At 71.5% G+C, this 24,924-nt stretch carries 20 protein-coding genes; 2 read left to right on the top strand and 18 right to left on the bottom strand.

From position 1 onward, the window contains the following. Positions 1-1,300 precede the first annotated feature (1,300 nt). Genes ACZ6TB_RS11145 through ACZ6TB_RS11075 form a run of 15 tightly spaced genes read right to left on the bottom strand, consistent with a single transcriptional unit; the run spans position 1,301 to position 18,807 of the window. Positions 1,301-3,385, bottom strand: a complete 2,085-nt coding sequence (locus tag ACZ6TB_RS11145; protein ID WP_465553099.1) for a sensor histidine kinase — start codon at positions 3,383-3,385, stop codon at positions 1,301-1,303. 37 nt (positions 3,386-3,422) lie between these two features. Further along, a complete protein-coding gene (locus ACZ6TB_RS11140; RefSeq protein WP_465553097.1) occupies positions 3,423-4,925 on the bottom strand; it encodes a glycoside hydrolase family 140 protein in 1,503 nt (500 codons plus the stop codon). Further along, positions 4,922-5,812, bottom strand: a complete 891-nt coding sequence (locus ACZ6TB_RS11135) for a carbohydrate ABC transporter permease (RefSeq protein ID WP_465553095.1) — start codon at positions 5,810-5,812, stop codon at positions 4,922-4,924. Before ACZ6TB_RS11135 ends, ACZ6TB_RS11140 begins: the two co-directional genes overlap by 4 nt. Next, positions 5,809-6,684, bottom strand: coding sequence for a carbohydrate ABC transporter permease (locus tag ACZ6TB_RS11130; protein ID WP_465553093.1), 876 nt, complete (start codon positions 6,682-6,684; stop codon positions 5,809-5,811). The genes ACZ6TB_RS11135 and ACZ6TB_RS11130 overlap by 4 nt, the downstream gene beginning before the upstream one ends. After that, a complete protein-coding gene (locus tag ACZ6TB_RS11125) occupies positions 6,681-7,970 on the bottom strand; it encodes an ABC transporter substrate-binding protein (protein ID WP_465553092.1) in 1,290 nt (429 codons plus the stop codon). Before ACZ6TB_RS11125 ends, ACZ6TB_RS11130 begins: the two co-directional genes overlap by 4 nt. 1 nt (position 7,971) lies before the next feature. Beyond that, a complete protein-coding gene (locus ACZ6TB_RS11120; RefSeq protein ID WP_465553090.1) occupies positions 7,972-8,850 on the bottom strand; it encodes a nucleoside hydrolase in 879 nt (292 codons plus the stop codon). Positions 8,851-8,858: 8 nt separating this feature from the next. Continuing rightward, positions 8,859-10,358, bottom strand: coding sequence for a DUF1593 domain-containing protein (locus ACZ6TB_RS11115; protein WP_465553088.1), 1,500 nt, complete (start codon positions 10,356-10,358; stop codon positions 8,859-8,861). Beyond that, entirely contained in the window at positions 10,355-11,341 is a 987-nt protein-coding gene (locus ACZ6TB_RS11110; protein WP_465553086.1) for a sugar phosphate isomerase/epimerase family protein, read from the bottom strand. The genes ACZ6TB_RS11115 and ACZ6TB_RS11110 overlap by 4 nt, the downstream gene beginning before the upstream one ends. Before the next feature lies 1 nt (position 11,342). Beyond that, positions 11,343-12,710 (bottom strand): FGGY family carbohydrate kinase, encoded by a 1,368-nt coding sequence (locus tag ACZ6TB_RS11105; RefSeq protein WP_465553084.1) that lies wholly within the window; start codon positions 12,708-12,710, stop codon positions 11,343-11,345. A gap of 1 nt (position 12,711) precedes the next feature. Beyond that, positions 12,712-13,662, bottom strand: a complete 951-nt coding sequence (locus ACZ6TB_RS11100) for a transketolase family protein (protein WP_465553082.1) — start codon at positions 13,660-13,662, stop codon at positions 12,712-12,714. Beyond that, on the bottom strand, positions 13,659-14,540 hold the full coding sequence (locus tag ACZ6TB_RS11095) for a transketolase (RefSeq protein ID WP_465553080.1): 882 nt from the start codon (positions 14,538-14,540) through the stop codon (positions 13,659-13,661). The genes ACZ6TB_RS11100 and ACZ6TB_RS11095 overlap by 4 nt, the downstream gene beginning before the upstream one ends. 31 nt (positions 14,541-14,571) lie before the next feature. After that, positions 14,572-15,540, bottom strand: a complete 969-nt coding sequence (locus ACZ6TB_RS11090) for a substrate-binding domain-containing protein (RefSeq protein WP_465553078.1) — start codon at positions 15,538-15,540, stop codon at positions 14,572-14,574. A gap of 44 nt (positions 15,541-15,584) precedes the next feature. Beyond that, entirely contained in the window at positions 15,585-16,664 is a 1,080-nt protein-coding gene (locus tag ACZ6TB_RS11085; RefSeq protein ID WP_465553076.1) for an ABC transporter permease, read from the bottom strand. Beyond that, positions 16,661-18,172, bottom strand: coding sequence for a sugar ABC transporter ATP-binding protein (locus ACZ6TB_RS11080; protein WP_465553075.1), 1,512 nt, complete (start codon positions 18,170-18,172; stop codon positions 16,661-16,663). The genes ACZ6TB_RS11085 and ACZ6TB_RS11080 overlap by 4 nt, the downstream gene beginning before the upstream one ends. Continuing rightward, positions 18,169-18,807, bottom strand: coding sequence for a DUF2291 family protein (locus ACZ6TB_RS11075; RefSeq protein WP_465553073.1), 639 nt, complete (start codon positions 18,805-18,807; stop codon positions 18,169-18,171). The genes ACZ6TB_RS11080 and ACZ6TB_RS11075 overlap by 4 nt, the downstream gene beginning before the upstream one ends. A gap of 136 nt (positions 18,808-18,943) precedes the next feature. Between ACZ6TB_RS11075 and ACZ6TB_RS11070 the strand changes: the two genes are divergently transcribed. Further along, positions 18,944-19,915 carry a sugar-binding transcriptional regulator gene (locus tag ACZ6TB_RS11070; protein ID WP_465553071.1) on the top strand — a complete coding sequence of 324 codons (972 nt, stop codon included), beginning with the start codon at positions 18,944-18,946 and terminating at the stop codon, positions 19,913-19,915. Here ACZ6TB_RS11070 and ACZ6TB_RS11065 read toward each other — a convergent pair. Further along, positions 19,912-20,754 carry a PhzF family phenazine biosynthesis protein gene (locus ACZ6TB_RS11065; protein WP_465553069.1) on the bottom strand — a complete coding sequence of 281 codons (843 nt, stop codon included), beginning with the start codon at positions 20,752-20,754 and terminating at the stop codon, positions 19,912-19,914. The two genes, ACZ6TB_RS11070 and ACZ6TB_RS11065, sit on opposite strands and share 4 nt — an antisense overlap. Before the next feature lie 129 nt (positions 20,755-20,883). Between ACZ6TB_RS11065 and ACZ6TB_RS11060 the strand changes: the two genes are divergently transcribed. Beyond that, complete coding sequence (locus ACZ6TB_RS11060; RefSeq protein ID WP_465553067.1) at positions 20,884-21,282, top strand: hypothetical protein; 399 nt, start codon at positions 20,884-20,886, stop codon at positions 21,280-21,282. A gap of 9 nt (positions 21,283-21,291) precedes the next feature. Here ACZ6TB_RS11060 and ACZ6TB_RS11055 read toward each other — a convergent pair whose 3' ends face one another. Beyond that, entirely contained in the window at positions 21,292-23,454 is a 2,163-nt protein-coding gene (locus ACZ6TB_RS11055) for a hypothetical protein (RefSeq protein WP_465553652.1), read from the bottom strand. A gap of 446 nt (positions 23,455-23,900) precedes the next feature. Further along, complete coding sequence (locus ACZ6TB_RS11050) at positions 23,901-24,896, bottom strand: ATP-binding protein (protein ID WP_465553065.1); 996 nt, start codon at positions 24,894-24,896, stop codon at positions 23,901-23,903. Between the last annotated feature and the right edge of the window lie 28 nt (positions 24,897-24,924).

Raw genomic sequence — 24,924 nt, 5'->3', positions numbered from 1 at the left:
AGATCTCGCACCTGGTCGCCGGTGAGTGACCGGTTCCGGCGTGAGCATGTGCGGCATCGGGAGTGGGGTTTGGCGCGCCGGCACGCCGCCCGTCTGCGCCGGACAGGTGAGAGGGACGTGGTCGGTGAGCGGGACACATCCCGGTCGACCGGCATCGATGGCGAGTCGCGGGAGAGCCGTGCACCGATTGCTTCCGGGCAGGCGGTGCCCGAGCCGCCGGTGACCCGCCCACCGACCCTGCCCGCGCCCACCTCGACACCGGCAGCGTCGGCGCAGGCCGAGGCCGCGCCCGCAGCATCGGCGCCGGTTATGCCTGCGGGCTCAGGCCACGACGACGCCCACAGGATCGGTACCGGCGGGAAGCTCCGCAGGCCGAGGTGGCAGCCCCGACATCGGCCGGCAGCGCTCGCAGGATCAGCGCCGGCAGCACACGCGGGATCGGCGCCGGCAGCACTCGCAGGATCAGCGCCGGCAGCACTCGCAGGATCAGCGCCGGCTGCGCTCGCAGGATCGGCGCCGGCTGCGCTCGCGGCGGCGGGCCGGGCCGCCTGGGTATACACATCGGATGCGCAGCTGCCGCCGGTCACCGCGCTACCCACGCGGACGGCGATGGCGATGGCATCGGCCGAACCGGCCTTCACCCCCAGATCACCGAATGACCATTCGCCGGCGGTCTGCATATTTCCGGACGCGTTATTTCGCCGCAATCGCCACTGCCGGCCTTCGCCCGCAAAGGGGACGTGGAGACGGATCGGAAACGCAGCCGGGTACCGCCCGGCCCGAAACGACGAGAACGATCCATCACGTCGACCCGGCGACGCATGCTGGCGCTATCGCATCGCCGCCAGGAATCCACCCACACATCGGTCACAAGCCGACAATGTCGTCCGGCGGCCTGGTCTGATCCCACTCACTAAAGGGGGTGGTTCGGTCGTCGGCCGATCGCGATGTCACGCTCGGCGAAGCGACAACCCAGCGGCGGGACGGCGGCACCAGCGTCATCCGGCGACGGGACGGGGACGGACGGCGACGGCGACGGCGACGGGGACGGGGACGGGGACGGGGACGGGGACGGGGACGGACGGCGACGGGGACGGGGACGGACGGCGACGGGGACGGACGGCGACGGGGACGGGGACGGACGGGGACGGGGACAGGGACAGGGACGGGGACAGGGACGGGGACAGGGACAGGCCACCGAACGGCGGCAACACGAAAGCAACGACCGACGACCAGGAGAGCGAAACGCGACGGCCGGCGGCGACTTGCGCGCGCCAGCGGGCCGGGACCTCGGACGACGTCAGCCGTCGGTGGGGACGGCAGCCGCGTCGTGGCGCCACGTCGGGGACGCGGCCCCCGCCGAAACGGAAGGCCGGCACGGCACCGTCACGATGAACGTCGAACCGTGCGGCGCATGCGGCTGGTACGCGACGCCGATCCCGCTCGCGTCCGCAAGCTGGCGAACCAGATACAGGCCGATTCCGGTGCCGGGCTTGACCAGCGCGACCCCCGTGCCGGCGCGGGTGAAGCGTTCGAACAGGTGCGGCACGAAGGACGGCGGCACGCCCTCGCCGTTGTCGGTGACCTTGATGTCGGCGTTGTCCTGGCGGTGGGTCAGGGTGACGGTCACCGGCGGCGCGCCGTACTTGAGGGCGTTGCTGAGCAGGTTGCCCAGGACCAGGCGCAGGTGGGCGGGGTCGGCGAAGGCCACGACCTGGTCGGGGGCGAGCACGGTGATCGGCTGGTCGGGGCCGAGGGCGGCGATGGACTGGCGCACCGAGTGGGTCAGGTCGAGGCGCACGGGGCGGGCGACCATCGCGCCGGCGTCGAGCTGGGCCAGGGTGAGGATCTCCTCGACCAGCTGCTCGGCTCGGTGGCCGGCCGCGGTCATCTGGCGTACGTAGCGGGTCCGCTCGTCGTCCGACAGCTCGGGCCAGCTCTCCAGCAGCAGCTCGCCGCGGGCCACCACGCCGGTCAGGGGCTGGCGGACGTCGTGCGAGAGCATCGCGATGAAGTCGGCCATCTGGCGGTTCGCCTGCTGGAGCTGCTGGGCCCACTGCTCGAGTTCGGCCTGCTGGCGGTCGCGGGCCCGTTCCAGGGCGCGGCGCTCGGTCATGTCGACGATCTGGGTGGCGAAGAACTGCGGCGGGCCGCCGGGCTCGCGGATCAGGACGCTGGTGACGATCACCTCGATCACGTCGCCGGCGGCGTTGCGGTAGCGCTTCTCCAGCTCGAAGCTGTCGATGCGGCCGGCCAGGCAGTCGGCCAGCACCTCGAGGCCGGTGGCCTTGTCGTCGGGGTGGGTGATGTCGGCGAAGTGCTTGCCGACCAGTTCGTCGGTCGGGCGGCCGAGCATCCGCCCGAACGCGGGGTTGACCCGCATGAAGCGGCCGCGCGGATCAGAGATGATCATGCCGATCCGGGAGTGGTCGAAGACCTTGCGGAAACGCTGCTCGCTCAGCTCCAGCTCGTGCCGGTGCCGGCGGGTACGCGCGGACGCGCCCACGACGAGCAGGCCGACCACGGCGGCGGTGGCGACGGCGACCCGCCCGGCGATCTCGTTGCCCCGGATCGAGGCGTACAGCACCTCCTCGGGGACGGCGGCCGACAACCGCCACGGCGCGCCGGGAACGGGCAGCGACGAGTAGCGCCACCACCGGCCGTCGACCCGGTAGCGGCCCTGCGCGTGACCGGCCAGCGCGGCGGCCAGCGGATGGTCGTGCTCGTCGAGCGAGGGCGCGTCCGGGTCGACCGTCCGGTTGCTGGCCGCGATGACCCCGGCGGTGTCGGTCAGCTGCACCCGGATGCCGGGCAGGCTCCACGCCGACGAGAGGTACGTGGACAGCGGGCTGCCGGTGATCGCGACCGCCCCGGAGAACACGCGGCGCCCGGAGGGAGTCTCGAACGGCACCGCGAACGCCACGACCGGGTCCCGGCGCACGGCCGAGGCGACCACCGCCGAGATCGCCGGGGTCTCCTCCCGCACGGCGGTGCGCAGGTGGGCGTACCGGCCGGTGAGGTCCTGACCGATCTGGGCGGGGGCCGGCGGCACGGCCTGGATCAGCCGGCCGTCCTTGTCGAGCAGCACCGCCGCCGGGTAGCCGAAGGCCGCCACCGTGCGGGCGAACGTGCTCTGCCCGACGACACGGTCCTTGAGGAAGGCCTGGGCCAGGACGCGTTCGCGCTGGATCAGGTCGGCGGTGTAGCTCGTCACGAAGTCGTCGAGCAGCGCGAGGCGGGCGTCGAACCGGTCGACGACGCCCTCGCGGCTGCGGTGCTGCGTCAACGCCAAACCGGCCGTCCCGCCGGCGGTCAGCAGCAGCCAGATCCCCAGCGGAAGGGCCAGGAACTTCCACCACATCCGCGGCAACCGGCCAACCCGCACCCGTTCACCTTCGACCGTTCACCATCCCGGCCGCAGCTCAATCGGCCAAGTCGTGGAATATCACTACGCGCGGCCGGCGGAGAGGGCCGGCCTCGATCGCCTCGCCGGGAGACAGAGCCCCGGTGGCGACGATCTCGCCGGTGCGGGGGTCGACGACCCGGTAGGCGGCGGAAACTGAGGACCAGAGCCGGCCGCCGAGCTCCTGATAGACGATGTGCAGGCCGGGCGCGCGGAGGGCCCGCGGGGCGATGAAGGTCTCCCAGTCGGGCGCCATGTCGGTGGTGGGCAGGCCGGCGAGAATCCGGCCGACCAGGCCGACGTACGTGGAGCCCTCGCACCCGAGCGCGTCCTCCCAGCTGCCGGAGGGCGCCAGGAAGTACGGGGCGTGGCCGGGCTCGCCGTCGCGCTGGACCCACTGCCAGATGTTCGCGGCGCCGTAGACGACGCCCATCGTGCCGCCCGCGCACAGGTTGCTCCACGCCTCGTGCCCCTGCCACCAGCCGGCCGCCAGGGAAGGAAGCTCATACGTAGGCTCGCCGTTCGCCACCGCCTTGACCGGCAGCGACCGCCACATGTCGGCCACCCGCTCGGGCACGTGCTCGCCGCCGTGCCCGGTCTGGCACCACTGGAAGTCGAGCCAGTCCGCGTCCTGGTGGGCGGTGGCGCGGGCGTGCGGCCGGTAGTGGATGCCGGTCGGCTGCCCGTAACAGTCGGTGGTGTGCACCTCGCGGCCGCCGGCCTCGATCTGCGGCTCGTGCCCCGACCCGTCCGCCCCGACCAGATAGATGAGCGGCCGCGCGCCGTAGCGGGCGACCAGGTAACGGCAGTAGCGGGCGTACTCGTCCGGCGGCACGACCGTCCCGGCCACGTCCAGCCCCTTCCAGCCGAAGCCCTGGAAGACCGGCTGGAGGACCGGGACGATGCCGTGCGAGACGAGGATGCCGAGCAGCCCGTCGAGGTAGCGGAAGTAGTCGTAGTTCGGCCGGCGCAGACGTCCCGAGGGCAGGTCGTCGAAGCCGACGTCGAAGCCCTCGTCGGCGGTCCGGTCCCGCGGCCCGACCGCGCGCATGTCCGGCTGCACCGACATCAGCAGCACGGCGTTGAAGCCCTTGGCCTGCCGGTCGCGGGCGTAGGTGCGCACCTGGGACGAGGTCGCCCGCCACGGCAGCGCCCAGGCGGTGTCGGCGACCAGCAGCGCGGGCGTGCCGTCGGCGTGCACGAGGCTGCGGCCGCCCGGCGACATGCGCCAGAACCCGTGCCGCTGGAAGAGGTTGTCGCCGGCGCCGGGCTTGACGACCAGGTCCCCGGCCCGGTGCAGCCCGGCGTCGTCGACTCCGGCGGTCGTCTCCCAGCGCCACAGCCCGGCCGCCGGCGGCGCGAACCGGACCCGCCAGGTGCGGCCGCCGTCGTGGTACGCCGGCCGCCGTAACGCCGTACCGTCCTCGTGGATGAAGGTCGCCTCGACATCCACCGACCAGTACGGGTCGTCGTGGTCGAAGGACGCGGTCAGCGTCAGCGTGGTCTCCTCCCAGGCCCTCACCCCTTCGACGCTCCCGCCGTGAGGCCGCCGACGATCCACCGCTGCAGGAAGGTGTACGCGATGAGGATCGGCACCACCGCGATGAGGATCCCGGCGGCCAGGCCGGTGCTGTTGTTCGAGAACTGGCCCTGGAAGTTGAGCAGCCCGACCGGGATCGTCTTGTGCGCGTCCGAGTTGAGCAGGATCAGCGCGAACAGGAACTCGTTCCAGGTCGCCACCCCGTCCAGGATCAGCACGGTGACCAGGGCCGGCAACGACAGCGGCAGGATGATGGTCAGGAAGATCCGCCACGCGCCGGCGCCGTCGATCCGGGCCGCCTCGACGATCTCGTCCGGGATCTGCCGGATGAACGACTGGAGCACCAGCACCTCGAACGGGATGCCGAACGCCAGGTAGGGCCCGATCAGGCCGATCAGGCTGTCGGTGAGGCCGGCGCTGCGTGCCATCACGAACACCGGCACGATCGTGATGTAGATCGGGATCGTGAGGCCCAGGAACACGACATACATGATGGCGGCGCCGAACCGGATGCGCAGCTTGGCGAGGGCGTACGCGAGCATGGCCGACAGGAACACGCCGAGCGGCACCTTCAAGACCAACAGAAGGGTGCTGTTCCGGTACGTCGTGGCGAAGTTGCCGATGTCCCAGGCCTGCGTGAAGTTCGCCGTGGTGACCGTGCCCGGCCAGGACAGCGGCCCGTGCGAGACGAAGTCGGCGAGGGGCCGCACCGCGGTGATGACCAGCAGCACGAGCGGGGAGATCCAGACGAGCGCGGCCAGGGTCATCAACACGGTCGCTCCGATGCCGCCCTTCCGCTTGCGGGGGGCATCCGCCCGGACCGCGACCGAGGCGTCGGGCAGGGCAGCGGTGGGTGCGACGGAGGTCATACCGCGTGCTCCCTCGTTTGCGAGCGGACGTACGGGATGCTGACCAGAACCGCCACCACGGTGATCACCACGGCGATCGCGGTGCCGTAGCCGGCCTGGTTGTACTGGAAGACGTTGAAGTACATCCAGGTGCCCATGACCTGCGTCGCGGTGCCGGGTCCGCCGTACGTCATCGCGTAGATCAGGTCGAACACCTTGAACGAGTCGATCACCGAGAGCGCGATGACGACGTAGTGCGCCGGGCGCAGGCCGGGCATCGTGATGTGCCAGAACTGCTGCCACCTCCCGGCGCCGTCGACGGTCGCCGCCTCGTACAGGTCGGGGCTGATGCCCTGCAACGCGGCCAGGTAGAGCAGCATCGGGAAGCCGACCCGCAGCCAGATCGCGGCGACCATGGTGGCGGCCAGCGCCGTCGAGTCCTGGCCGAGCCACGGCTGGGCCAGGCTGTCCAGGCCGACCCCGCGCAGGAACGCGTTGATCGCGCCGTACTGCGGGTTGTAGAGCCAGCCCCAGATCGACGCGACCGAGACCAGCGGCAGCACCGCCGGGGTGTAGAAGATCAGCCGCAGGAACGGCTTGCCGCGGACCTTGCCGTTGAGCACGACCGCGAGCGCGAGGCCGAGCACCACCGGCACGACGACCGTGACCACGGCCCAGATCAGGTTGTTGACGGCGGCCTGCCGTACCACCGGGTCGCTTGTCATGCTCTTGTAGTTGCCGAGCCCGACCACGTTGTAGCCGGCGCTGAGGCCGTCCCAGTCGGTGAAGCTGAACCACAGCGACGACAGCGCCGGGTAGACCAGGAACACGAAGTAGACGAGCAGGGCGGGCGCGGCGAACACCCAGGCCGCCGCGCCCCCGCGCCGCCTCATTTCTTCCAGGCCGCGATGACGCCCTGCATCTTCTTGGCCGCGTCGGCGGGACCGGTCTTGCCCTGCAGCACGTCGCTCTGGATGGCGAAGTACTGGTCCGCCTCCTTCTTGGGGAAAGCCTGGTCCTGGATCGTGTAGAACGGCTTCTTGGCCGGGCCGTCCTGCCATTGGTAGGACAGCGGCAGTGTCGCCTGATCCGGCTCGGCGCCGGCCACCACCGAGGCGGTCACCTTCAGGGCCTTCTGGGTCGCCGGCTGGTCCAGGAAGTCGAGCAGGGCGGCGGCCAGGTCCGGGTTGCCGGCCTTCGCGTTGATCATGTAGCCCTCGACGAAGCCGGAGTGCCGCAGCGGATCGTGGCCGGTCGGGAACTCGAAGACGCCGAAGTCCGCCGACTTCTTGCCGCCGGCTTGAATGCCCTGCGCCTCGGTCCAGGTGCCGGTGATGGTGTATGCCGCTTTGCCCTGGACGTACCAGAGCTCGACGTCGGCCGGGTCGAGGCCGACCGCGCCCTCGGGGATCCACTTCTGGTCCTGCCACTTCTTGAAGTTCGTGAAGGCCGTGACCACCTCGGGACGGTCCCAGCTCTCGTCCCCGGTGAGCAGCTTGTCGTGCAGCTCCGGCCCGGCCGCGACCTCCAGCAGGTACTCGTACAGGCGCATGACGTGCCAGCCGTATTTTCCGCCGGTGCCGAGCGGGGTGATGCCGGACTTCAAGAGCCTGGCGTTGGCGTCCTCCAGCTCCGCGTACGAGGCCGGCGGCGCGCTGATGCCGGCCTTGGTGAACGCCGCTTTGCTGTACCAGCAGCCGATGCCGTTCGCGATGAACGGCAGGCCACCCTTGACCCCGTCGAAGGTCATGCCGGCCACGGCGGCCTGGTTGACCTTCGATTCCCAGCCGTACTTCTGGTAGTACGGGTTCAGATCCATGGCCTGCTTGGCCTTGACGAACGGGGCGCCGATCTGGCCGCCCCAGATGCGCCAGACGTCGGGGCCCTTGCCGCCGAGAAGCTCGGTGCGCAGCTTGTCGGGGTAGACGGCGGCGCCCGAGCCGGGCAGCGAGTCGACCGTGGTCGTGCTGCCGTTCTTGGCGTCGAACTCCTTGATCTGGGCCTTGAAGATGTCGATCGTCGAGTTGTCCTCGTAGGTGAAGAGGCGCAGCTCCTTGGAACCGGTATTGGTGGTGCCGCCGGAGGAACCGGTGGAGCCGGTGCAGGCGGTGAGCCCGGCGGCGAGGGCGGCGCCGCCGCCGAGGGAGAGGAAACGGCGTCGGCTGAGGGGGGATGTCATGTTATGTCTCCTTGAGACGGCCGAATCGGCGAATCTTGGCGAACATGTCCTCGAGCAGGAACCGCACGTCGACGTGCTCGACGACGCGGATGGGGTTGCCGGTCCCGGGCAGGTGGTGACCCTCCTGCCCGAACCGGGGCGCGGGCACCGTGCGGAACTGGGCGCCGCGGGGGAAGAGCATCAGGGAGATGGCCGGCGAGTCGCCCAGCGAGCGGGACTCGATCGGCTCGGGGTGGTGCGCCGCGTTCCACTCGACCAGCTGCTTGATCAGGTAGTCGGCGAGGTCGGAGGTGCCGCCGATCTTCTCCTCCAGCTCGGCGTAGCCCACCGAGACCTGGGTGTAGACGTTCGACGGCACCTGCCAGACGGTGATGCCGGAGCCGAAGACCACGTTGGCGGCGGCGATGTCGTTGCCGAGGTTGAACTCCAGGCCCGGGTGCGGGTCGATGCCGCCGTGGGCGACGCCGCCGATCCAGACCACCACCACGTCGCGGTGGACGATCCCGGGGTCGAGCAGGATCGCCGAGGCCATGTCGGTCAGCGGCCCGAGGAACGCGACGTAGAGCGGTCCGGGGAGAAGGCTCTCCGCGATGATGAGCCGGGCGCCCGGGCTGTCCCGCGGCGTGGTCTCGTCCGGAAGGGCCGACGCGGCGCCGTTCGCCACCGGGACGGCGAGGTCCAGCAGGCGCAGGAGCAGGTCGATCTCCTCGCGGGACTCCGCCATGCTGCGGTCGCTGCGGTGGTTCCCGAAGTGCGCGGGGATCAGCCCGCGCACGTCGAAGGAGGGCGAGAGCAGGGCGTGCACGATGGCGAACTGGTCGTCGGCCTCGTTCTTCGCATCGGTGTCGACGATGACGCGGCGCCGGCGTTCGGCAGACATGGAGCTCCTCAGACGATGTGGATGACGAGGCGGTCGTAGCGGGTCAGCGGGAAGTGACCGTCGTCGGTGGCCTGCGCGATGATCGACACCGTCTGCCCGGGCTTGGCGTCGGCCGGGATCCGCACGCCGGAGGACGAGACCGCGACGGCACCCGGATAGGTGCCCTCCTCCTGGTATTGCCAGACGGTGGTGGTGACCCGGTCGTGGTCCGGGTCGGCGACCTTCGCCCGCAGGCGGACGGTGGCGCCGGGCCGGGCGGTGTCCGAGCCGAGGATCCGGACCGAGGGGGCGTGGTTGCCGTGCCGGCCGAGCGTCCACTGGATGCGGGCCGCGAAGTCGTTCTGCGCGGCGCCGGCCCAGCGCAGGGTGGTGTAGCTGGCGATGCCGGACTCGGTGGGGACCAGCTTCCAGAGGTTCGGCAAGGAGCTGACCTGGTACGCGCGCCCGCCCCACCCGCCGAGCGCCGGATTCCCCGGGCTCTGGATGCCGGTGTCCAGCAACGGGTTGAAGGCGACATTGTCCCCTTCGGACAGGAAGTCGTAGGGCGCCAGCGGCGGGCACCATCCGCCGGGGGCGAGCACCGGGTCGCCGAAGATGTCGAGGGGGTCGCCGGGCATGGACTGGCCGTCGAGCCAGGAGCGGTACAACTTCCCGTACGGGCCGATCTGGATGTTGCTCTTGATCCACGCCCCGGTGAAGTAGACGTGGTCGGCGCCCAGCCCGCGGACGTTGCCGACGCCGCCGAAGTTGCAGTTGTAGCCCCAGGTCGCGTAGCCGGCCGACAGCTCCTCGACGCGGAGGGCCGGCCAGTGCGGGGCGATGTAGTTCGCGTACGTCTCGTCCTGGAAACCGCTGGCGAGGATGACCGCCTTGGCCGAGATCCGGGACCGCAAGGACGGCCATTGCGGCGTACGCGAGTAGCGGTCCTCAATGGACTTGAGCGCGCGGGCGATCGTGCTCGTGCCGCCCCACGCCTGCAGGTAGAGCGGCCGGCGGTCGTGGTCGAGCAGCAGGTCGCGGATGAGGTTCGAGCCGGGGGTGTCCTGGCTCATCTCGCCCTCGAAGACGATGTTGCCGACGCGGACCTTCGAGAGCAGCTCCCCCGGCGACGGATAGCCGGCGTCGTTGCGCCTTAGATTCCCATACACTTTCGCGTACGCGGGGAGCACCTGGTCCTGGATCGTGCGGGTGCCCGTCCATCGCCAGGAGGTCTGCGGCGTGGTGTATTCGCGGCCCGGCAGGAAGAACTCGGTGCCCTTGCCGTCGCCGGCCCAGTGGAACCGGCTGCTGGTGTAGACGATGCCCTCGGTGTCGACCTGGTCGGTGTAGAGCAGGTAGCGGATCAGCGAGGCGAGGTCGTCCTGTTCCATGTCGGTGGTGACGACCGTCCGCGGTTTCGTGCTCTCGTGGCCGGACGAGTGGCCGGACGGGTGCGCGGACGCCGGGGTGGCCTGCGCGGCGAGCACGAGCCCGGCGGCGGCGGTCATCGCGAGAACGCGGCGGATCATTCCGGCGCCTCCCCGAAGAGGGCGTTCTGCACGAGGCGCTGGGCGGCCATGGCGTCCTGCCGCTCCTGCGCCTCGGCGAGCGCGGTCGTGTCGAGCCGGTCCAGGGCGCGGTAGATGCGCTTGAGGATCTGGATCGAGGTGCGGGCGGCGTCGACCGAGTCCTCGCGGAACGGGAACTGGTCGAGCTGCCAGACACCCTCCCAGTTGTTCTTGCGCAGGGTGTGGAAGAACTCGAAGATCTCGGTGAGGTGCACGGTGCCGACCACGAGGTCGTCGTCCCAGCCGCGCAGGTTGTCGTTGACGTCCATGCCGAACAGGCGACCGTGGTCGATGATCAGCTGGGCCGCGTCGGCCGGCGACTCGCCGCCGTAGAGGCTGTGCCCGAAGTCGAGCAGGACGCCGACGTTGTCGAGGCCGATCTGCTCGATGCCGAGCAGCGTGCGGGCGGCCGAGTCCCAGGTCATCTTGACCCGCGGCTCGCGCGGCTTGTACTCGATGGCGAACTTGAGGTCGGGGTGGGCGCCGGCCAGCTCGCGCAAGCCGTCGACGGCCAGCTTCCAGAGCGTGCGGTGGTCGACCTGGAACGGGTAGTCCCAGCCGTCCTGGCCGGGCCAGATCTTCACGTAGTCGGCGCCGATCTCGCGGACGATGCCGGCCGCCTCGTGCATCAGGTCGAGGGCCTGCTTGCGTACGCCCGGATCGGGGTTGGTGAACGCTCCGCGGCTGAACCGGCGCAGGTAGATCTCGGGCGTGATGCCGATGGCCGTGAGGCCGTTCTCGGCGAGGGCGTCCTTGACCTCGCCGAGACCGACGCCGGGGGTGAACGGGTAGTTGAGGTCGACCACGGACAGGTCCTCGACCTGCCCGGCCAGCGCGATCGCCTCGAGCGTGGTGCGGGCCGGGCCGTAGCCGTCGGTGGCGTACCGGTCGACGTAGGTGGCGAAGTGCCAGAGGCCGGCGCCGAAGCGGGGGTACTCGGTCATGTCAGCTCCCGTGGGAAGGGGTTCGGGCCCGGTTCACCGCGTCGCGCCAGGCGTGGCGGCGGGCCGGGTCGCTGGGACGGGGTGCGAAGTCGTCGTAGCCGAGGCGGGGATTGATGCCGGCGGCGAGGAACGCGGCGCCGAGGGCGGAGAGATTGGCGTCGCGCGCCCGGCGGACGGGGACGCCGGCGAGGTCGGCCTGGATCTGCATGAGCGCGTCGTTGGCGGTGGCGCCGCCGTCGGCGAGCAGGCGGTCGGCGCCGCCCATCGCGTCGATGACGTCGGTGACCTGATGGGCGATGGATTCGAGGGCGGCCCGGGCCAGCTGCGGCGCCCGGGTGCCGAGGGTGAGGCCGCTGATCAGGCCCGTCGCGGTGTCGTCCCACCAGGGCGCGGCGAGGCCGCCGAAGGCGGGGACGATGTGGACACCGCCGCTGTCGTCCGCTGCGATTTGTCCCATCCGTGCGGGTGTGACGCCGAGCAGATCGGCCAGCCAGGCGACGGTCGAGCCGCTCGACCGGATGTTGCCCTCCATGGCCAAGCGGTCGTTCCAGGCCACGGTCAGGCCGACATTCACGGCATGGTGGTCGCCGAGACGCATGACCGACGAACCCGTGCCGTAGGTGACCTTGACCCCGCCCTCGTCGCCGTGCGCGTAGAGGGCCGCGTGCGAGTCGCCGAGCACGGCCGTGATCGGGAGGCCGGCCAGGACTCCCCCGCGCTCCGAGATGCGGCCCAGGTCGCCGGACGAGGGCGTGATCTCGGGGAGCGCGGCCGCCGGGATGCCGAAGACGTCGAGCAGCTCGGGGCTCCACGTGCCGGCCCGGACGTCGAGGAGCTGGGTGCGCGAAGCGTTGCCGATCTCGATCTGGTGGCGGCCGGTCAGCGCGTACAGCAGCCAGGAATCGACCGTGCCGACCGCCGCGCCGGGGGTGCGGTCGAGCAGCCACCGCAGCTTCGCGGCGCTGAACATGGGGTCGAGCGGGAGGCCGGAGATCGCCCGGACCCGGTCCGCCTCGCCCTTCTCCCGCAGGGTGTCGCAGTAGCCGGCGGTCCGCTGGTCCTGCCAGCCGAGCACCGGCCCGGCCGGCTCGCCCGTGCGCCGGTCCCAGACCACGGCCGACTCGCGCTGGGTCGACAGCCCGACCGCCGTCACCGCGTCGCGCGGCACCCCGTCCAGGCATTCCGCCGCGGCGGCGAGGACGCTGCCGAGGATCTCGGCGGCGTCCTGCTCGACCCAGCCCGGCCGCGGGTAGCGGATCGGCACCGGCGCGCTGGTCTCCCGGACCTTTCCGCCGTCCGGCGCGACCAGCAGGCACTTGGTGGCGCTGGTGCCCTGGTCGATCGCGAGGACGAGGCCGTCGGCGGGCATCTCAGCGGGCCAGTTCCAGCGCGGCCCGGCGGATGTCGGCGGCGGTCAGCCCGAAGTGCTCGAGCAGGAACGCGGTGCTGCCGGTCGGGGCGAACTCGCGGTGCACGCCGAGCATCCGCATCGGCACCGGGCGCGGCTCGGAGACCACGACGGCGGCGACCGCGGCGCCGAGCCCGCCGGTCGTGGTCGCCTCCTCGGCGGTGACGATCGCCCCGGTCTCGCGCATCGCCTCGCGGATCGCCTCCTCGTCGAGCGGCGCGATCGTCGACATGTTCAGCACCCGCACCGAGACGCCCCGGTCGGCGGCCTCCTCGGCGGCCTCGAGCGCGCGGGAGACCATCGTGCCGGTGGCGACCACGGTGACGTCGCCGCCGTCGCGCAGCCGGGTCGCGGCGCCGAAGGTGAACGGCCGGTCGCCGGTGACCGCCGGGACCTTGAAGCGGCCCACCCGCAGGAAGACCGGGGTGTCGGCGGCGGCCGCCCAGCGCACGGCCTCGCGCGTCTCCTGCGGGTCGGCGGGCACCACGATGCCGAGGCCGGCGATCGCCCGCAGCCAGGAGAGGTCCTCGATCGAGTGGTGGGTGGGGCCGAGCTCCCCGTACGCCATGCCGGGGCTCATCCCGCAGAGGACGACCGGCGACTGGCTGTAGGCGACGTCCGCCTTGATCTGCTCGAGCGCGCGCCCGGTGAGGAACGGCGAGGCGCCGCAGACGAACGGAACGTACCCGCTGAGCGCGAGGCCGGCCCCGACGCCGACCATGTCCTGCTCGGCGATCCCGACGTTGATCATCCGGTCCGGGAACTCCTTGGCGAACGCCACCAGGTTGCTGGAGCCGACCGAGTCGTTGCAGACCGCCACGATCCGCTCGTCGGCCCGGGCCAGGTCGATCAGCGTCTCGGCGAACGCCACCCGGCAGTCGAAGGTCTCGGGCGAGAGGACCGGCGCGCTCATCGGGCCAGCTCCGCCCCGGCCAGGCTGATCTGCTCGGCGGTCGGCACCTTGTGGTGCCACTCGACGCGGTCTTCCATGAAGGAGACGCCTCTTCCCTTGGTCGTGTTGGCGATGACGCAGGTCGGACGCTCGCCCCGGGGCGCCGCGAACGCGTCGAGCAGGGCCAGATGATCATGCCCGTCCACCACCCGGACGTCCCAGCCGAACGCCCGGAACCTGTCGTCGAGCGGGTCGAGCGTGTTCGTCTCCTCGGTGCGCGCGCCCTGCTGGAGGCGGTTGCGGTCGACCACCGCGGTGAGGTTGGCCAGGCGGCGGTGCCCGGCCGTCATCGCCGCCTCCCAGTTGCTGCCCTCCTGCAGCTCGCCGTCGCCGAGCACCACGTAGACGTGCCGGGACGAGCCGGCGAGCCGCCCGGCCACCGCCATGCCGACCGAGACCGGCAGGCCGTGGCCGAGCGGGCCGGTGTTGGTCTCGACGCCCGGCACCTTGACCCGGTTGGGGTGGCCGTTGAGCGGCGACAGCGGGCCGGCGAACGTGTCCAGCTCCGCGGCCGGGAAGAACCCGGCCGCGGCCAGCGTGGCGTAGAGCGCGCCGGCGGTGTGCCCCTTGCTGAGCACGAACCGGTCGCGGTCGGCCCACTCCGGGTTCTCCGGGTCGACGCGCAGGACCGCGAAGAACAGCGTGGTGAGGATGTCGAGGACGGACAAGTCGCCGCCCACGTGGCCCAGGCCGGCGTGCCCGATCATCCGCAGGTCGGTGATCCGGGACTGGTTGGCCCGCTCCCGCAGGAGCTCGCGTCGCCGCTCGGGCCCGGCTTCGGCGATCTCCTGCCGAAGCCGGCGCCACTCGGCGGCGGTACGGGGGTCGGCGACCAGCATGGGTGTTCCTTCCTGTGTTTCTTGATCTCGCTCAGGAACCGGTGACCGCGAAGTTGGAGACCGTCTTGGCGTTGTCCGGGTTGACCAGGACGCAGTCGACCGACTGCTTCTCCGGCTGGTCGGCCTTGCCGTTCTTGATGTACGCGTCGGCCTGGTCGACGGCCATCTCCGAGATCTTGCTGGCCGGCTGGAGCACGGTCGCCTTGATGCCGTCCTTCACGATCGACGAGACGACGTCGGGGCTGCCGTCGAAGCCGACGACGATGATGTTCTTCTTGGCCGCCTGGACCGCGGCCCACGCGCCGAGCGCCATGGTGTCGTTGCCGGCGATGATGCCCTTGATCGTCGGGTGCGCCTGCAGGATCGTCTGGGTCTTCTGCAGCGCCTCGGCCTGGTCCCAGTTTGCGCTCTGCTGGGCGACCATCTTCAGGTCCGGGTACTGGTCGAGCACGCCGTGGTAGCCCTGCGACCGGACGCCGGCGTTGGTGTCGGTGGGCTTGCCGGTCAGCTCGGCGTACTCGCCCTTGTTGCCCATCAGCTTGGCGAACTCGGTGCCGCCGAGGCCGGCGCCCTGCGCGTTGTTGGAGACGATCTGGGCGACCGCGACGCCGGTCTTGTTGATCTCCCGGTCGACCAGGAACGTCGGGATCTTGGCGTCCTTGGCCCGCTGGATGGCGGTCACCGAGGCGTCGGCGCCGGCGTTGTCCAGGATGATCGCGGCGGCCTTGCGGGAGATCGCGGTGTCGATCTCCTGGCTCTGCTTGGTCGGGTCGTCGTCGTGGCTGAGGACCAGGGTCTCGTAGCCGAGCTTCTTGGCCTGGGCGGCCGCCGCGTCCTGCTCGGCCTTGAAGAAGACGTTGTCCGGGGACGGGGTGATGATGACGATCAGTTTGGAAGCGCTCGCCTGTCCGGAGTCATCGGATTTGTCGTCCGAGCCGCCGCCGCACGCGGACAGCGCGAGGACGGTGGCGGCACCGGCAGCTATCAGGATTTTTCGCATCTTTCGCGACATGAGGGGGTCGGTCCTTTCACAGAAGGGGAACTTCAGGCGGTGCGTTTGGCGAGGCCGGACTGGAGGCGCTGCTGCGCCTGCTCGGTGATGACGGCGAAGACGATCACGGCGCCCTTCACCACGGACTGCCAGAAGGTGGAGACGCCGACCAGGACCAGGCCGTCGCTGAGGAAGCCGATGACGAAGGCGCCCATGACGGTGCCGATGATGGTGCCGCGGCCGCCGCTCAGGGCGGTGCCGCCGAGGACCGCCGCGGCGATCGCGTTCAGCTCGTAGGTGGTGGCGGTGTCCGGGTACGCCGCGCCCAGCTCCGAGGTCAGCAGCAGGCCGGCGAGGGCCGCGCAGGCGCCGGAGATGACGTAGACCGCGACCTTGACCCGGTTGACCCGGATGCCGGCCAGGATCGCGGCCCGCTCGTTGCCGCCGACCGCGAAGATCCGCCGGCCGAACGGGGTCTTGGTGGTGACGACGATGGCCGCCACCGCGACCAGCACCATGATCCAGACGGCGACCGGGATGCCGAGCAGGCTGTCCACGCCGATGAAGTGGAAGCCGGTGTTGCCCCGCGACGGGTCGCCGGCCAGGTCGGGGTAGGTGCCGCCGTTGCTGTGCAGCTGGGCCAGGCCGCGGGCGACGTAGAGCATGCCGAGGGTGGCGATGAACGGCGCCACCTTGAACCGGGTGACCAGCAGGCCGTTGACCGCCCCGACCAGCGCGCCGACCAGGATGCCGATGAGGACCACGACGGCCACCGAGAAGAAGACCGTGCCGCCCGGCACGCCCAGCCCCTTGAACAGCAGGCCGCCCGCGACCATGCTGGCCAGCCCCGCGATCGAGCCGACCGACAGGTCGATGCCACCGGTGAGGATGACGAACGTGACGCCGATCGCGAGGATCGCGTTGATCGCCACGTGCTTGGTCATCAGGATCAGGTTGCTCTGGGTCAGGTACTCCGACGAGATCGCGCTGAAGAAGATGACCAGCAACACGAGGACGACCAGGGTCCGCCCCCGCAGCAGCAGGAGCGCGGCCCGCGCGAGGGCCCGGCCGCGGGGCTGCTCCGGCTCGGGCGCCGCCGCCGTGGACGGTGTCGCGACGTGGGTGTCGGTCATGAGTGGCCCTCCAGGACGCGGTCGGAAGCGGAGGCGGCGACGAGGGCCTCTTCGGTGACGGTGTCGGCGGTGAACTCGGCGGTGATCCGGCCACGGGCCATCACCAGCACGCGGTCGGCCATGGCGATCACCTCGGCCAGCTCGGACGAGATGAACAGCACCCCGAAGCCCTGGGCCGCGAGGTCGGCCATCAGGGCGGCGATCTGCGACTTCGCGCCGACGTCGATGCCCCGGGTCGGCTCGTCGAGCAGCAGCACCACCGGTTCGGTGAGCAGCGCCCGGGCGAGCACCACCTTCTGCTGGTTGCCACCGGAGAGCGCGGTGACGGCGGCGGACAGCCCCGGGATCCGGATCGCCAGGTCCTTGACCTTCGCGGCCGCCGTGCGCTGCTCGGCACCGCCGGAGAGAAGCCCGCCGCGCGTCAGCCGGGCCACGGTGGCGAGCACGATGTTGTCCCGCACGGACATGGTCGGGACCAGGCCGTCGCGCTGGCGGTCCTCGGGCACGAGCGCGAGACCGGCCGCGATCCGCGCCTGGACCGTGCCTTCCCCTTCTTTCCGGCCGCGCACGATCACGTCGCCGGCGCCGCGACGCATACCCATCAGGCACTCCATGAGCTCGGTGCGGCCGGCGCCCATCAGGCCGTAGATGCCGACCACCTCCCCGGCGCGCACGGTGAGGGACACGTCGTGCACCGGTACCGTGCCGGGGACGCTCAGATCCCGTACGTCCAGAAGGATGTCGCCGGTCGAGGAGCTGTTGCGGACGTAGAGCGAATCGGGGTCGCGGCCGACCATCTGCCGCACGATCCAGCCGGTGTCGGTGCGGCTCATCGACTCGTGGGCGACCAGGCTGCCGTCGCGCAGGACCGTGACCCAGTCGCCGATGCGGCGGAACTCGTCGAGCTTGTGCGAGATGTAGATGACCGTGACGTCCTGCTCGCGCAGGTCGGCCATCACCTCGAAGAGCACGTCGACCTCGTGGTTGGACAGCGCCGAGGTGGGCTCGTCCATGATCAGGACGCGGACGTCCTCGAGCAGCGCCCGCCCGATCTCCACCAGCTGCTGCTGGCCGATCGGCAGGTCGCCGACTTCCCGGCCGGGGTCCAGGTCGTGCTGGCCGAGCCGGGTCAGGACCGCAGCCGCGCGCCGCTTCTGCTCGGCGGCGTCGACGAAGCGGCGTCCCTTACGCAGCTCGCGGCCGGCGAACATGTTCTCGGCGATCGAGAGATTGGGGAAGAGGCTGAGCTCCTGGTGGATGATGCCGATGCCGAGCGCCTGGGCATCGCGGGGGCTCGCCAGCGTCACCGGCTCGCCGTCGAGCCGGATCTCGCCGCTGGTCGGCTGCTCGGAGCCGGAGAGGATCTTCATGAGCGTCGACTTGCCGGCGCCGTTCTCGCCCACCAGGACATTGACCTTGCCGCGGTAGGCGGTAAACGTCACGTCCTTCAGAGCGCGCACGCCGCCGTAGCTCTTGGAGATCTCGCGGGCTTCGACGATCTCACTCACGGCGTCACCGTCAGCTCGGTCGGGACCAGGAAGATCGTGCCCGGGCTCAGGGCCGAGAACGCGCCGTAGAACGCGACCTTCTTGCCCTTGAGCGACTTGACGTCGACCTTGGCAAGCACGTCGGATTTCACTTTGAGATTGATCTGGTTGGCCACGTTCGCGTAGTCGATCTGGTTGGTGAAGTCGCCGAACGCGATCCCGACCGCGTCGCGGATCGCGGTGCCGGCGATGACCGGGCCGGTCGCGATGGTGACCTTGGTGTCGCCGGCCATCACCGTCACCGGGCCGGTGGGCACCGAGGTGTCGACGTCGGTGACGGTTCCCTCGCCCTTGACCAGGTACGCGTACGGGCTCCCGGTGCCGGACTGGTGGCCGTACTGCTTGCCCGCCGCCGCCGGGTCCTTCGCGATCGCGGCCGCCACCGTGGTCACGTCGAGGGCCTTGTCGTGCACGGTCGGCACGATCTTCGACGACCAGTTGCCGGCCACGTACGACTTCGGGTCGGTGGCGCCCGGCTTCGCCGCCGAGGCCTGGCCGTCCTTCTCGTAGACATAGACGCCCGGCACTTTGGAACAGCCCGCCGTCAGGGCGGCCACCGTCAGCAGCGCGGCCATCCGGCGTACGATCATCTGCATCTTGAATATCCATTCACGGGCGACTGGCCATGCCTGTACTGTGAACGGTCGATGTCGTGCTTGTCAACGGGTCTTGCGACTGGTGCTCACTCATCCGCGCGCTCTCATCCGCCGGTGAATGGATATTCTTCGTCGCGTGGACAGCTACACGGCGGAGATCGCCAACGATCAGATCCGCCTGCTCACCAAGGTCGCGCGCATGTACCACGAGCGCGGGATGCGGCAGCCGCAGATCGCCCAGCAGCTGCACATCTCCCAGCCGCGGGTGTCGCGCCTGCTCAAACGCGCCGTCGAGCTCGGCATCGTGCGCACCACGGTGATCGCGCCGCGGGGGGTCTATGCCGAGCTCGAGGAGCAGATCGAGCAGGCGTACGGGCTCACCGAGGTGATCGTGGCCGACACCGAGGACCACGCCGACGAGGCCCAGGTGATCCGGGCGCTGGGCGCCGCGGCGGCGGTCTACCTGGAGACCACGCTGATGGGCGCCGAGCGCATCGGCGTCTCGTCCTGGAGCTCGACGATCCTGGCCACGGTCGAGGCCATGCACCCGCGCCCGACCCCGGTCGCCGATCAGGTCGTGCAGATGATCGGCGGGGTCGGCAACGTGACGGCGCAGACCCAGGCCACCCGCATCACCGGCCGGCTGGCCGCGCTGACCGGCGCCCGGGCCGTCTACCTGCAGGCGCCCGGGCTGCTCGCCTCCGGCGACATGCGGCAGATGTTCGTGACCGATCCCAACATCGAGCCGGTGCTGCGCGCCTGCGACGACCTGACCATGGCGCTGGTCGGCATCGGCAGCATCGAGCCCTCTCCCCTGCTGCGCGAGAGCGGCAACGCGGTGGCCGAGAGCGAGCTGCCGGCCCTGCGCGCGGCGGGTGCGGTCGGCGACGTGTGCATCCGCTTCTTCGACGAGGCCGGGCGGCACATCGACTCCGAGCTCGACGACCGGGTGCTCGGCATCGGCGTCGACACGCTGCGGGCGATCCCCCGCCGGGTCGGGGTGGCCGGCGGCGCGCGCAAGAGCTCCGCGATCCGGGCCGCGCTGCGGGGTGGCTGGGTGAACGTCCTGATCACCGACCTGCAGGTGGCGCGCAGCCTGATCCCCTAGGGCAGGTTCAGCGTTCCGGTCGCGCTCACCACGGCCCGCCCGGACAGCACCGGGGTCGTGCCGTCCAGCCTGATCTCGAGCCGCGAGGGCCGGCCGAGCTTGGCGCCCTGGACGATCGTGACCGTCTCGCCGGCCAGGCCGCGGTCGTGCAGCAGGCAGACGAGCGGCCCGGCGGCGGTGCCGGTGGCCGGGTCCTCGACGATGCCGGCGACGGGGTTGAAGAACCGGGCGTACGCCTCGTTCTCGTCCAGTGCGTAGACGTAGCAGCCCTCGCCGTCGGCCTTCAGCAGCAGCGCCCGCAGCGCGGCGGTGTCCGGTCGCACCGCGTCCACGGTCGCCCGGTCACGCACGCCGACCATCAGGTGCGGCGCTCCCGTCTCGACGACCTGCGGGCGGGGCAGGCCGGGCGCGAGGTCGACGCCGAGCGCGGCGGCCAGCGGCGCCGGGTCGACCTCGCTGCCGTACCGGGCCGGCTCCTGGCGCATGGCGATCCGGTCCGCGCTCACCTCGACCGGCAGCACGACGTCGCCGAGCTGCTGGTGCCAGACCCCGGTCCGGTCCAGCCGGCCGCTGTCGGCCAGCCACCACCACGCCCCGAGCGCGTTGTGCCCGGCGCCGTACACCTCGACCCCGGCCGGCGTGAACGACCGCAGCCGATGGTCGGCGCCGGCCACGGTGGGCGCGACGATGAACGTGGTCTCGGACTGGTTGAACTCGGCGGCGATGCGCGGCATGACCGTCTCGTCGAGGTCGTCGGCGTCCGGCACCACCGCCAGCGGGTTCCCGGCGAGGGGCCGATCGGAGAAGACATCCACCAGCGCGAAGGCGACCATGTTCATGGTCATCAGCCTCGCAGGCCATGTCGAACACCACAACAAACGGGGCAGCGAGCGCCGCGCATCGATTGATATCTTTCCCGCGCCGGGCCGCCATCCGGCGGTTCGTGATTTCCAAACGGGGGAAATGCGATGCGACGCAAGCATGCTCTGTCCGTGGCCACGGTCGCGGCTCTCACCGCCGGCCTGCTGACCGGCGCCTGGCCCGCCTACGCCGGCGATCCCACGCCGGCGCCGACGCCGACCGTCTCGGTCGATCCCAGCTTCCCGGAGCCGCCCCACAAGCCGATCCCGACCGGCTCACCCGACCCGACGACGCCCCCGACGGGCGAGACCCTCAGCCCGCCGCCGTTCCCGCCGGGCGGCGACGACCCGTGCGACCCGGTCGACCCCGACTGCACCGACTTCCCGCTGCCGCCGGGCCACCCGATCTCGCAGCCGCCCACCACGGACGTGCCGCCCACGGCCGACCCGTCGGTGACGCCGCCGCCGTTCCCGACGTTCCCGCCGGACGACCCCGAGGACTGGTAGCCGCCCGCTTCACTCTCCGCCGGCGAGGTGGAGACAGGTCAGGTTGCCCAGTCCGTCCCGGACGAGGACGGTGCTCCCGTCCTCGTCCGTGGCGACGGCGAGGATCCGGCCGCCGAAGGTGGCCGTGGCCACCCGCTCCCGCCGTTCGAGGTCCCAGACGGCCACGGTGCGGTCGTTCGCGCCCGACACGGCCCGCCGCCCGTCCCGGCTGATGGCCAGCGACAGGATCAGGTCGCGATGACCGGGCGGGGTGGCCGCCATCTCCTTCCCGCCGACGCCGTCCCACACTTTGACGTCCTGGGATCCGGAGATGGCCGTGCGACCGTCGGGAGTGATCGCGACCGCCATCGCCAGCTCGTGGTTTCCGGCGACGACGGCCTCCCCGGCCGCCAGATCCCAGAGCCGGACCGAGCCCTCGAGCCAGTTGCACGACACGGCCCGGCCGAAGTCCGAGCTCACCGCCCAGTCCTGGTCATCGGCCTTCAGCAGCGCCTCGACCGTCCCGTGCCCGGTGTCCCATCCGGACAGGCCTTTGCGCGCGATGACGAGAAGGGCCCGGCTGCCGTCCGGGGCGACCGCCACCCCGGAACATCCCCGCACCGGCACGGCCGCGATCTCGCGCCCGGTCCGCAGGTCCCACGATCGGACCACGGCCTGGCCCTGCACGGAAACCGCCCGTTGCCCGTCCGCGCCGACCCCGATGGCGGTCACCGCCAGCGGGAGATCCCGCCCGGCCAGCTCCTGGATCTCGGTCCCGGTCTCGGCGTCCCACACGAACAGGCGGCCGTCCCGCGTGCCGGCGACGACCTGCCGGCCGCCGGGCCCGAGTGCCGCCGCCGTGACCGCCTCGGTCCGCCGATCCGGGTCGCGGCCGAGGCCGAGATTGAGGATCTTGAGCGCCTCGTCGTCCGAGCCGGAGGCGACGTGGCGGCCGTCGGCCGTGACGGCGACCGCCCGGACCTCGTTCTCGTGCCGCGTCACCACCCGTGACCCGTCGCCGTCGAGCTCCCACAGCCGGACGTCGCCGTCATCCGCGCCGGAGACGGCCACGCGGCCGTCGGCCGTGATGGCCAGCGAGTTGATCCCGGCGGTCCGGGTCGGCGCGGGACGGTGACCGGTCAGGGTCCGCACCAGGACGCCCTCGGCCGGATCCCACACCTTGATGGCGAGGTCGAGCGAGCCGCTGACCACGTGCCGGGCGTCGGGTGTGACGGCGACGGCGTAGACGGGAGCATCGTGGCCGGTCAGGGTCCGCGCCAGGTCGCCCGAGGTCAGGTCCCAGAGCCGGACGGTCGCGTCCATGCCGCCGGACACCGCCCAGCGGCCGTCCGGCGTGACCGCGACGGCGGAGACCACGTCGTGGTGGCCGTCCAGGGTCCGGATCAGCCGCTCCTCGTCGAGGTCCCACACCTCCAGGACAGGATTCAGTCCGCAGACCGCGCGGCCGCCGTCCGCGGTGACCGCGATCGAGAAGATCTGCTCGTCCCTCGGCACGACCGTCACCGGGCGGCGATCGACCAGGTCCCAGACCATGAATCCGCGGTCCTCGGACCCGGAGACGGCGCGACGTCCGTCCGCCGAGATCGCCACCGCCCGGACCTTCTTCTCGTGATAGCCGAGGACCGCGGTTTCCCCGCTCTCCAGGTCGAACAGGCGCACCGATCCACCCCGCGAGCCCGAGACCGCCCGGCGGCCGTCGGGCGTCATGGCCATGGCCCGGATTCCCTCGGGGGCGAGAAGCGTGCGCTCCAGGCCGTGCTGCACCGGGCCGATCTGCCAATCGAGCGCCAGGTGGGGGGCGCCGAGCGATCGCAGTCGCCGCGACGCCGCCGCGCGCGGCCCGGCCGCACCCTCGACGGTCGCCCGGTTGTAGATCTGCTGGGCGAAGAACGCCGGCTGGGCGGCGGCGTCCCACTCGCACAGGATGTGGGACTCGCGCAGCAGCACGCGCCGCAGGGCGGTCGCCGCCTCGGCCGTCGGCGCGGCGGCCGTCGGCGCGGCGGCCGTCGGCGCGGCGGCCTGGTCGGCCGCGCGGAAGTCGGTCAACGCCGCGTTCACGCCGAGAACCGCCGACTTCCGCTCCAGGAACCCGAGATCGGCGAGAAGGGCGAAGAGGCGGCCGCGGACCTCGTCCCGATCGCCGGGGTCGGGCGAGGCGGACACCGTACGCATCAGGTGCGCCGGGGTGTGCGCCAGCGCGTAGCGATCATCGCAAGCCGCCCAGTCGTCGTGGAGGCGCAACAGGCGGCCCGCCAGGAGTCCGTGCGCCGAGCCGGCGTCGACCCCGCCGTCGCCGGTCAGGAACTCCGGGAAGCTCTGGTGGTAGAGGCGTAACCGCCCATCGGGCTGGGTGTCGAAGAACTGGTTCAGTTCCTCCAGCGCCCGGGGCATCGCCTCGGGCGGCGCCCCGGCGTAGGCCCCCAACTGCTCCGGGGACAGCGGCTCGAAGGCGACGGCCAGCACGGACAGCACCGGGCGGAACAGCGCGTCCCAGGCCGGGCGCTCGACCGGTTCGGTCAGCGGGCCGCTCGGAACCCGTACCGGCGCCCGGTCCGCCCTTTCCTTGATCTTGCCGAGGAAATACCGGTAGAGCTCCGTCGTGCCGGCCGGGATTCCGGTCAGCCGCAGCAGATCCTCGACATGCGGCGTGGCCGCCTCGATTCCCCGGACCAGGGCGGTGGCGTACTGGAAGTTGCCGTCGGCCCGGTCCGCGGCGTTCCGCACGAAGGCGACCGCGTCGATGTCGTGCGTTCGCAGCGATTCCGCGATGGCCGGCTCGGCCACCACCCGCTCCAGAAGCGGCAGACGTCGCCCCGGATCTCGTCGCGGTGCTCCGCGCTGATCGTCAGCTCCACGAGCTCCGCGCTCCGGGCGTGCCGGAAGGAGCGCAGAAGGTCGTCGTCCGGTCGGGCGGTCAGCACGAACCGGAGGTTGGCCGGCGGCTCGGGGCAGTCCGCCAGCCAGGACAGCACGTCCTCGCCGCGAACGCCGCGCCGGATCTCGTCGAGGGCGTCGATCAGCACCAGCAGCCGCGCCCGCGGATCCCGATCCTGGAGGGCCCGAGCCGGATCGAGCAGGGCCAGGTACTGCAGATTCGACAGCTCGAGAAGGCGGGGCTCCAGGGTCATCCGCCTCGCCGCGAGCCCCACCAGGTCACCGTCCACGGTCCCGGCCTGCTGCGTCACCCGCAACGAGGTGGGCTGGAAGGGCGAAGCCAGCAGGTCGTCCACCGTGATCCCGGCTACGCGGGCGCCGGCCGCGATGTGGTCGGCGCGCTGGCGGACCGCGACCTCGAGGTGCCGCGACTCGAAGAGCTCCGGGTGCCGCCGGCCGACCTGGTATCCGGCCGAGAACAGGAACTCGCGTGCGTCGCCGCCCGAGAAGGTGCTGACCGAGTCGCGGCGGATGAAGTGGCGAACCGCGTCCGGGTGGAGCCGGGCCAGGTGCGCCATCAGCGCGCTCTTGCCGGCCCCGGGTTCCCCGGTCAGCAGCACGAACCGGGCATGCGGCAATTCCAGGGCGTCCCGCACCCGATCGACCAGCCAGTCACGGGGTACGTGCCGTCCACCGTCCAGGTATGACGCGATCAGCGGTTCCGCGTCGAGTTCGGACATCGGTGAAGCGTGGCAGTGCTGCCCCGGA

It is taken from the genome of Actinoplanes sp. NPDC051537 (genome assembly GCF_055586105.1).
The sequence above is the reverse complement of the archived record's forward strand: the minus strand, read 5'-3'. Positions and strand labels throughout refer to the sequence as shown.

Bases quoted from the DNA above. Each gene is read 5' to 3' on its own strand.
- ACZ6TB_RS11090 (WP_465553078.1), bottom strand. From the start codon at position 15,540: ATGCGAAAAATCCTGATAGCTGCCGGTGCCGCCACCGTCCTCGCGCTG.
- ACZ6TB_RS11085 (WP_465553076.1), bottom strand. From the start codon at position 16,664: ATGACCGACACCCACGTCGCGACACCGTCCACGGCGGCGGCGCCCGAG.
- ACZ6TB_RS11130 (WP_465553093.1), bottom strand. From the start codon at position 6,684: ATGAGGCGGCGCGGGGGCGCGGCGGCCTGGGTGTTCGCCGCGCCCGCC.
- ACZ6TB_RS11125 (WP_465553092.1), bottom strand. From the start codon at position 7,970: ATGACATCCCCCCTCAGCCGACGCCGTTTCCTCTCCCTCGGCGGCGGC.
- ACZ6TB_RS11050 (WP_465553065.1), bottom strand. From the start codon at position 24,896: ATGTCCGAACTCGACGCGGAACCGCTGATCGCGTCATACCTGGACGGT.
- ACZ6TB_RS11065 (WP_465553069.1), bottom strand. From the start codon at position 20,754: ATGAACATGGTCGCCTTCGCGCTGGTGGATGTCTTCTCCGATCGGCCC.
- ACZ6TB_RS11115 (WP_465553088.1), bottom strand. From the start codon at position 10,358: ATGATCCGCCGCGTTCTCGCGATGACCGCCGCCGCCGGGCTCGTGCTC.
- ACZ6TB_RS11095 (WP_465553080.1), bottom strand. From the start codon at position 14,540: ATGCTGGTCGCCGACCCCCGTACCGCCGCCGAGTGGCGCCGGCTTCGG.
- ACZ6TB_RS11100 (WP_465553082.1), bottom strand. From the start codon at position 13,662: ATGAGCGCGCCGGTCCTCTCGCCCGAGACCTTCGACTGCCGGGTGGCG.
- ACZ6TB_RS11105 (WP_465553084.1), bottom strand. From the start codon at position 12,710: ATGCCCGCCGACGGCCTCGTCCTCGCGATCGACCAGGGCACCAGCGCC.
- ACZ6TB_RS11135 (WP_465553095.1), bottom strand. From the start codon at position 5,812: ATGACCTCCGTCGCACCCACCGCTGCCCTGCCCGACGCCTCGGTCGCG.
- ACZ6TB_RS11055 (WP_465553652.1), bottom strand. From the start codon at position 23,454: ATGCGTACGGTGTCCGCCTCGCCCGACCCCGGCGATCGGGACGAGGTC.
- ACZ6TB_RS11060 (WP_465553067.1), top strand. From the start codon at position 20,884: ATGCGACGCAAGCATGCTCTGTCCGTGGCCACGGTCGCGGCTCTCACC.
- ACZ6TB_RS11120 (WP_465553090.1), bottom strand. From the start codon at position 8,850: ATGTCTGCCGAACGCCGGCGCCGCGTCATCGTCGACACCGATGCGAAG.
- ACZ6TB_RS11110 (WP_465553086.1), bottom strand. From the start codon at position 11,341: ATGACCGAGTACCCCCGCTTCGGCGCCGGCCTCTGGCACTTCGCCACC.
- ACZ6TB_RS11075 (WP_465553073.1), bottom strand. From the start codon at position 18,807: ATGCAGATGATCGTACGCCGGATGGCCGCGCTGCTGACGGTGGCCGCC.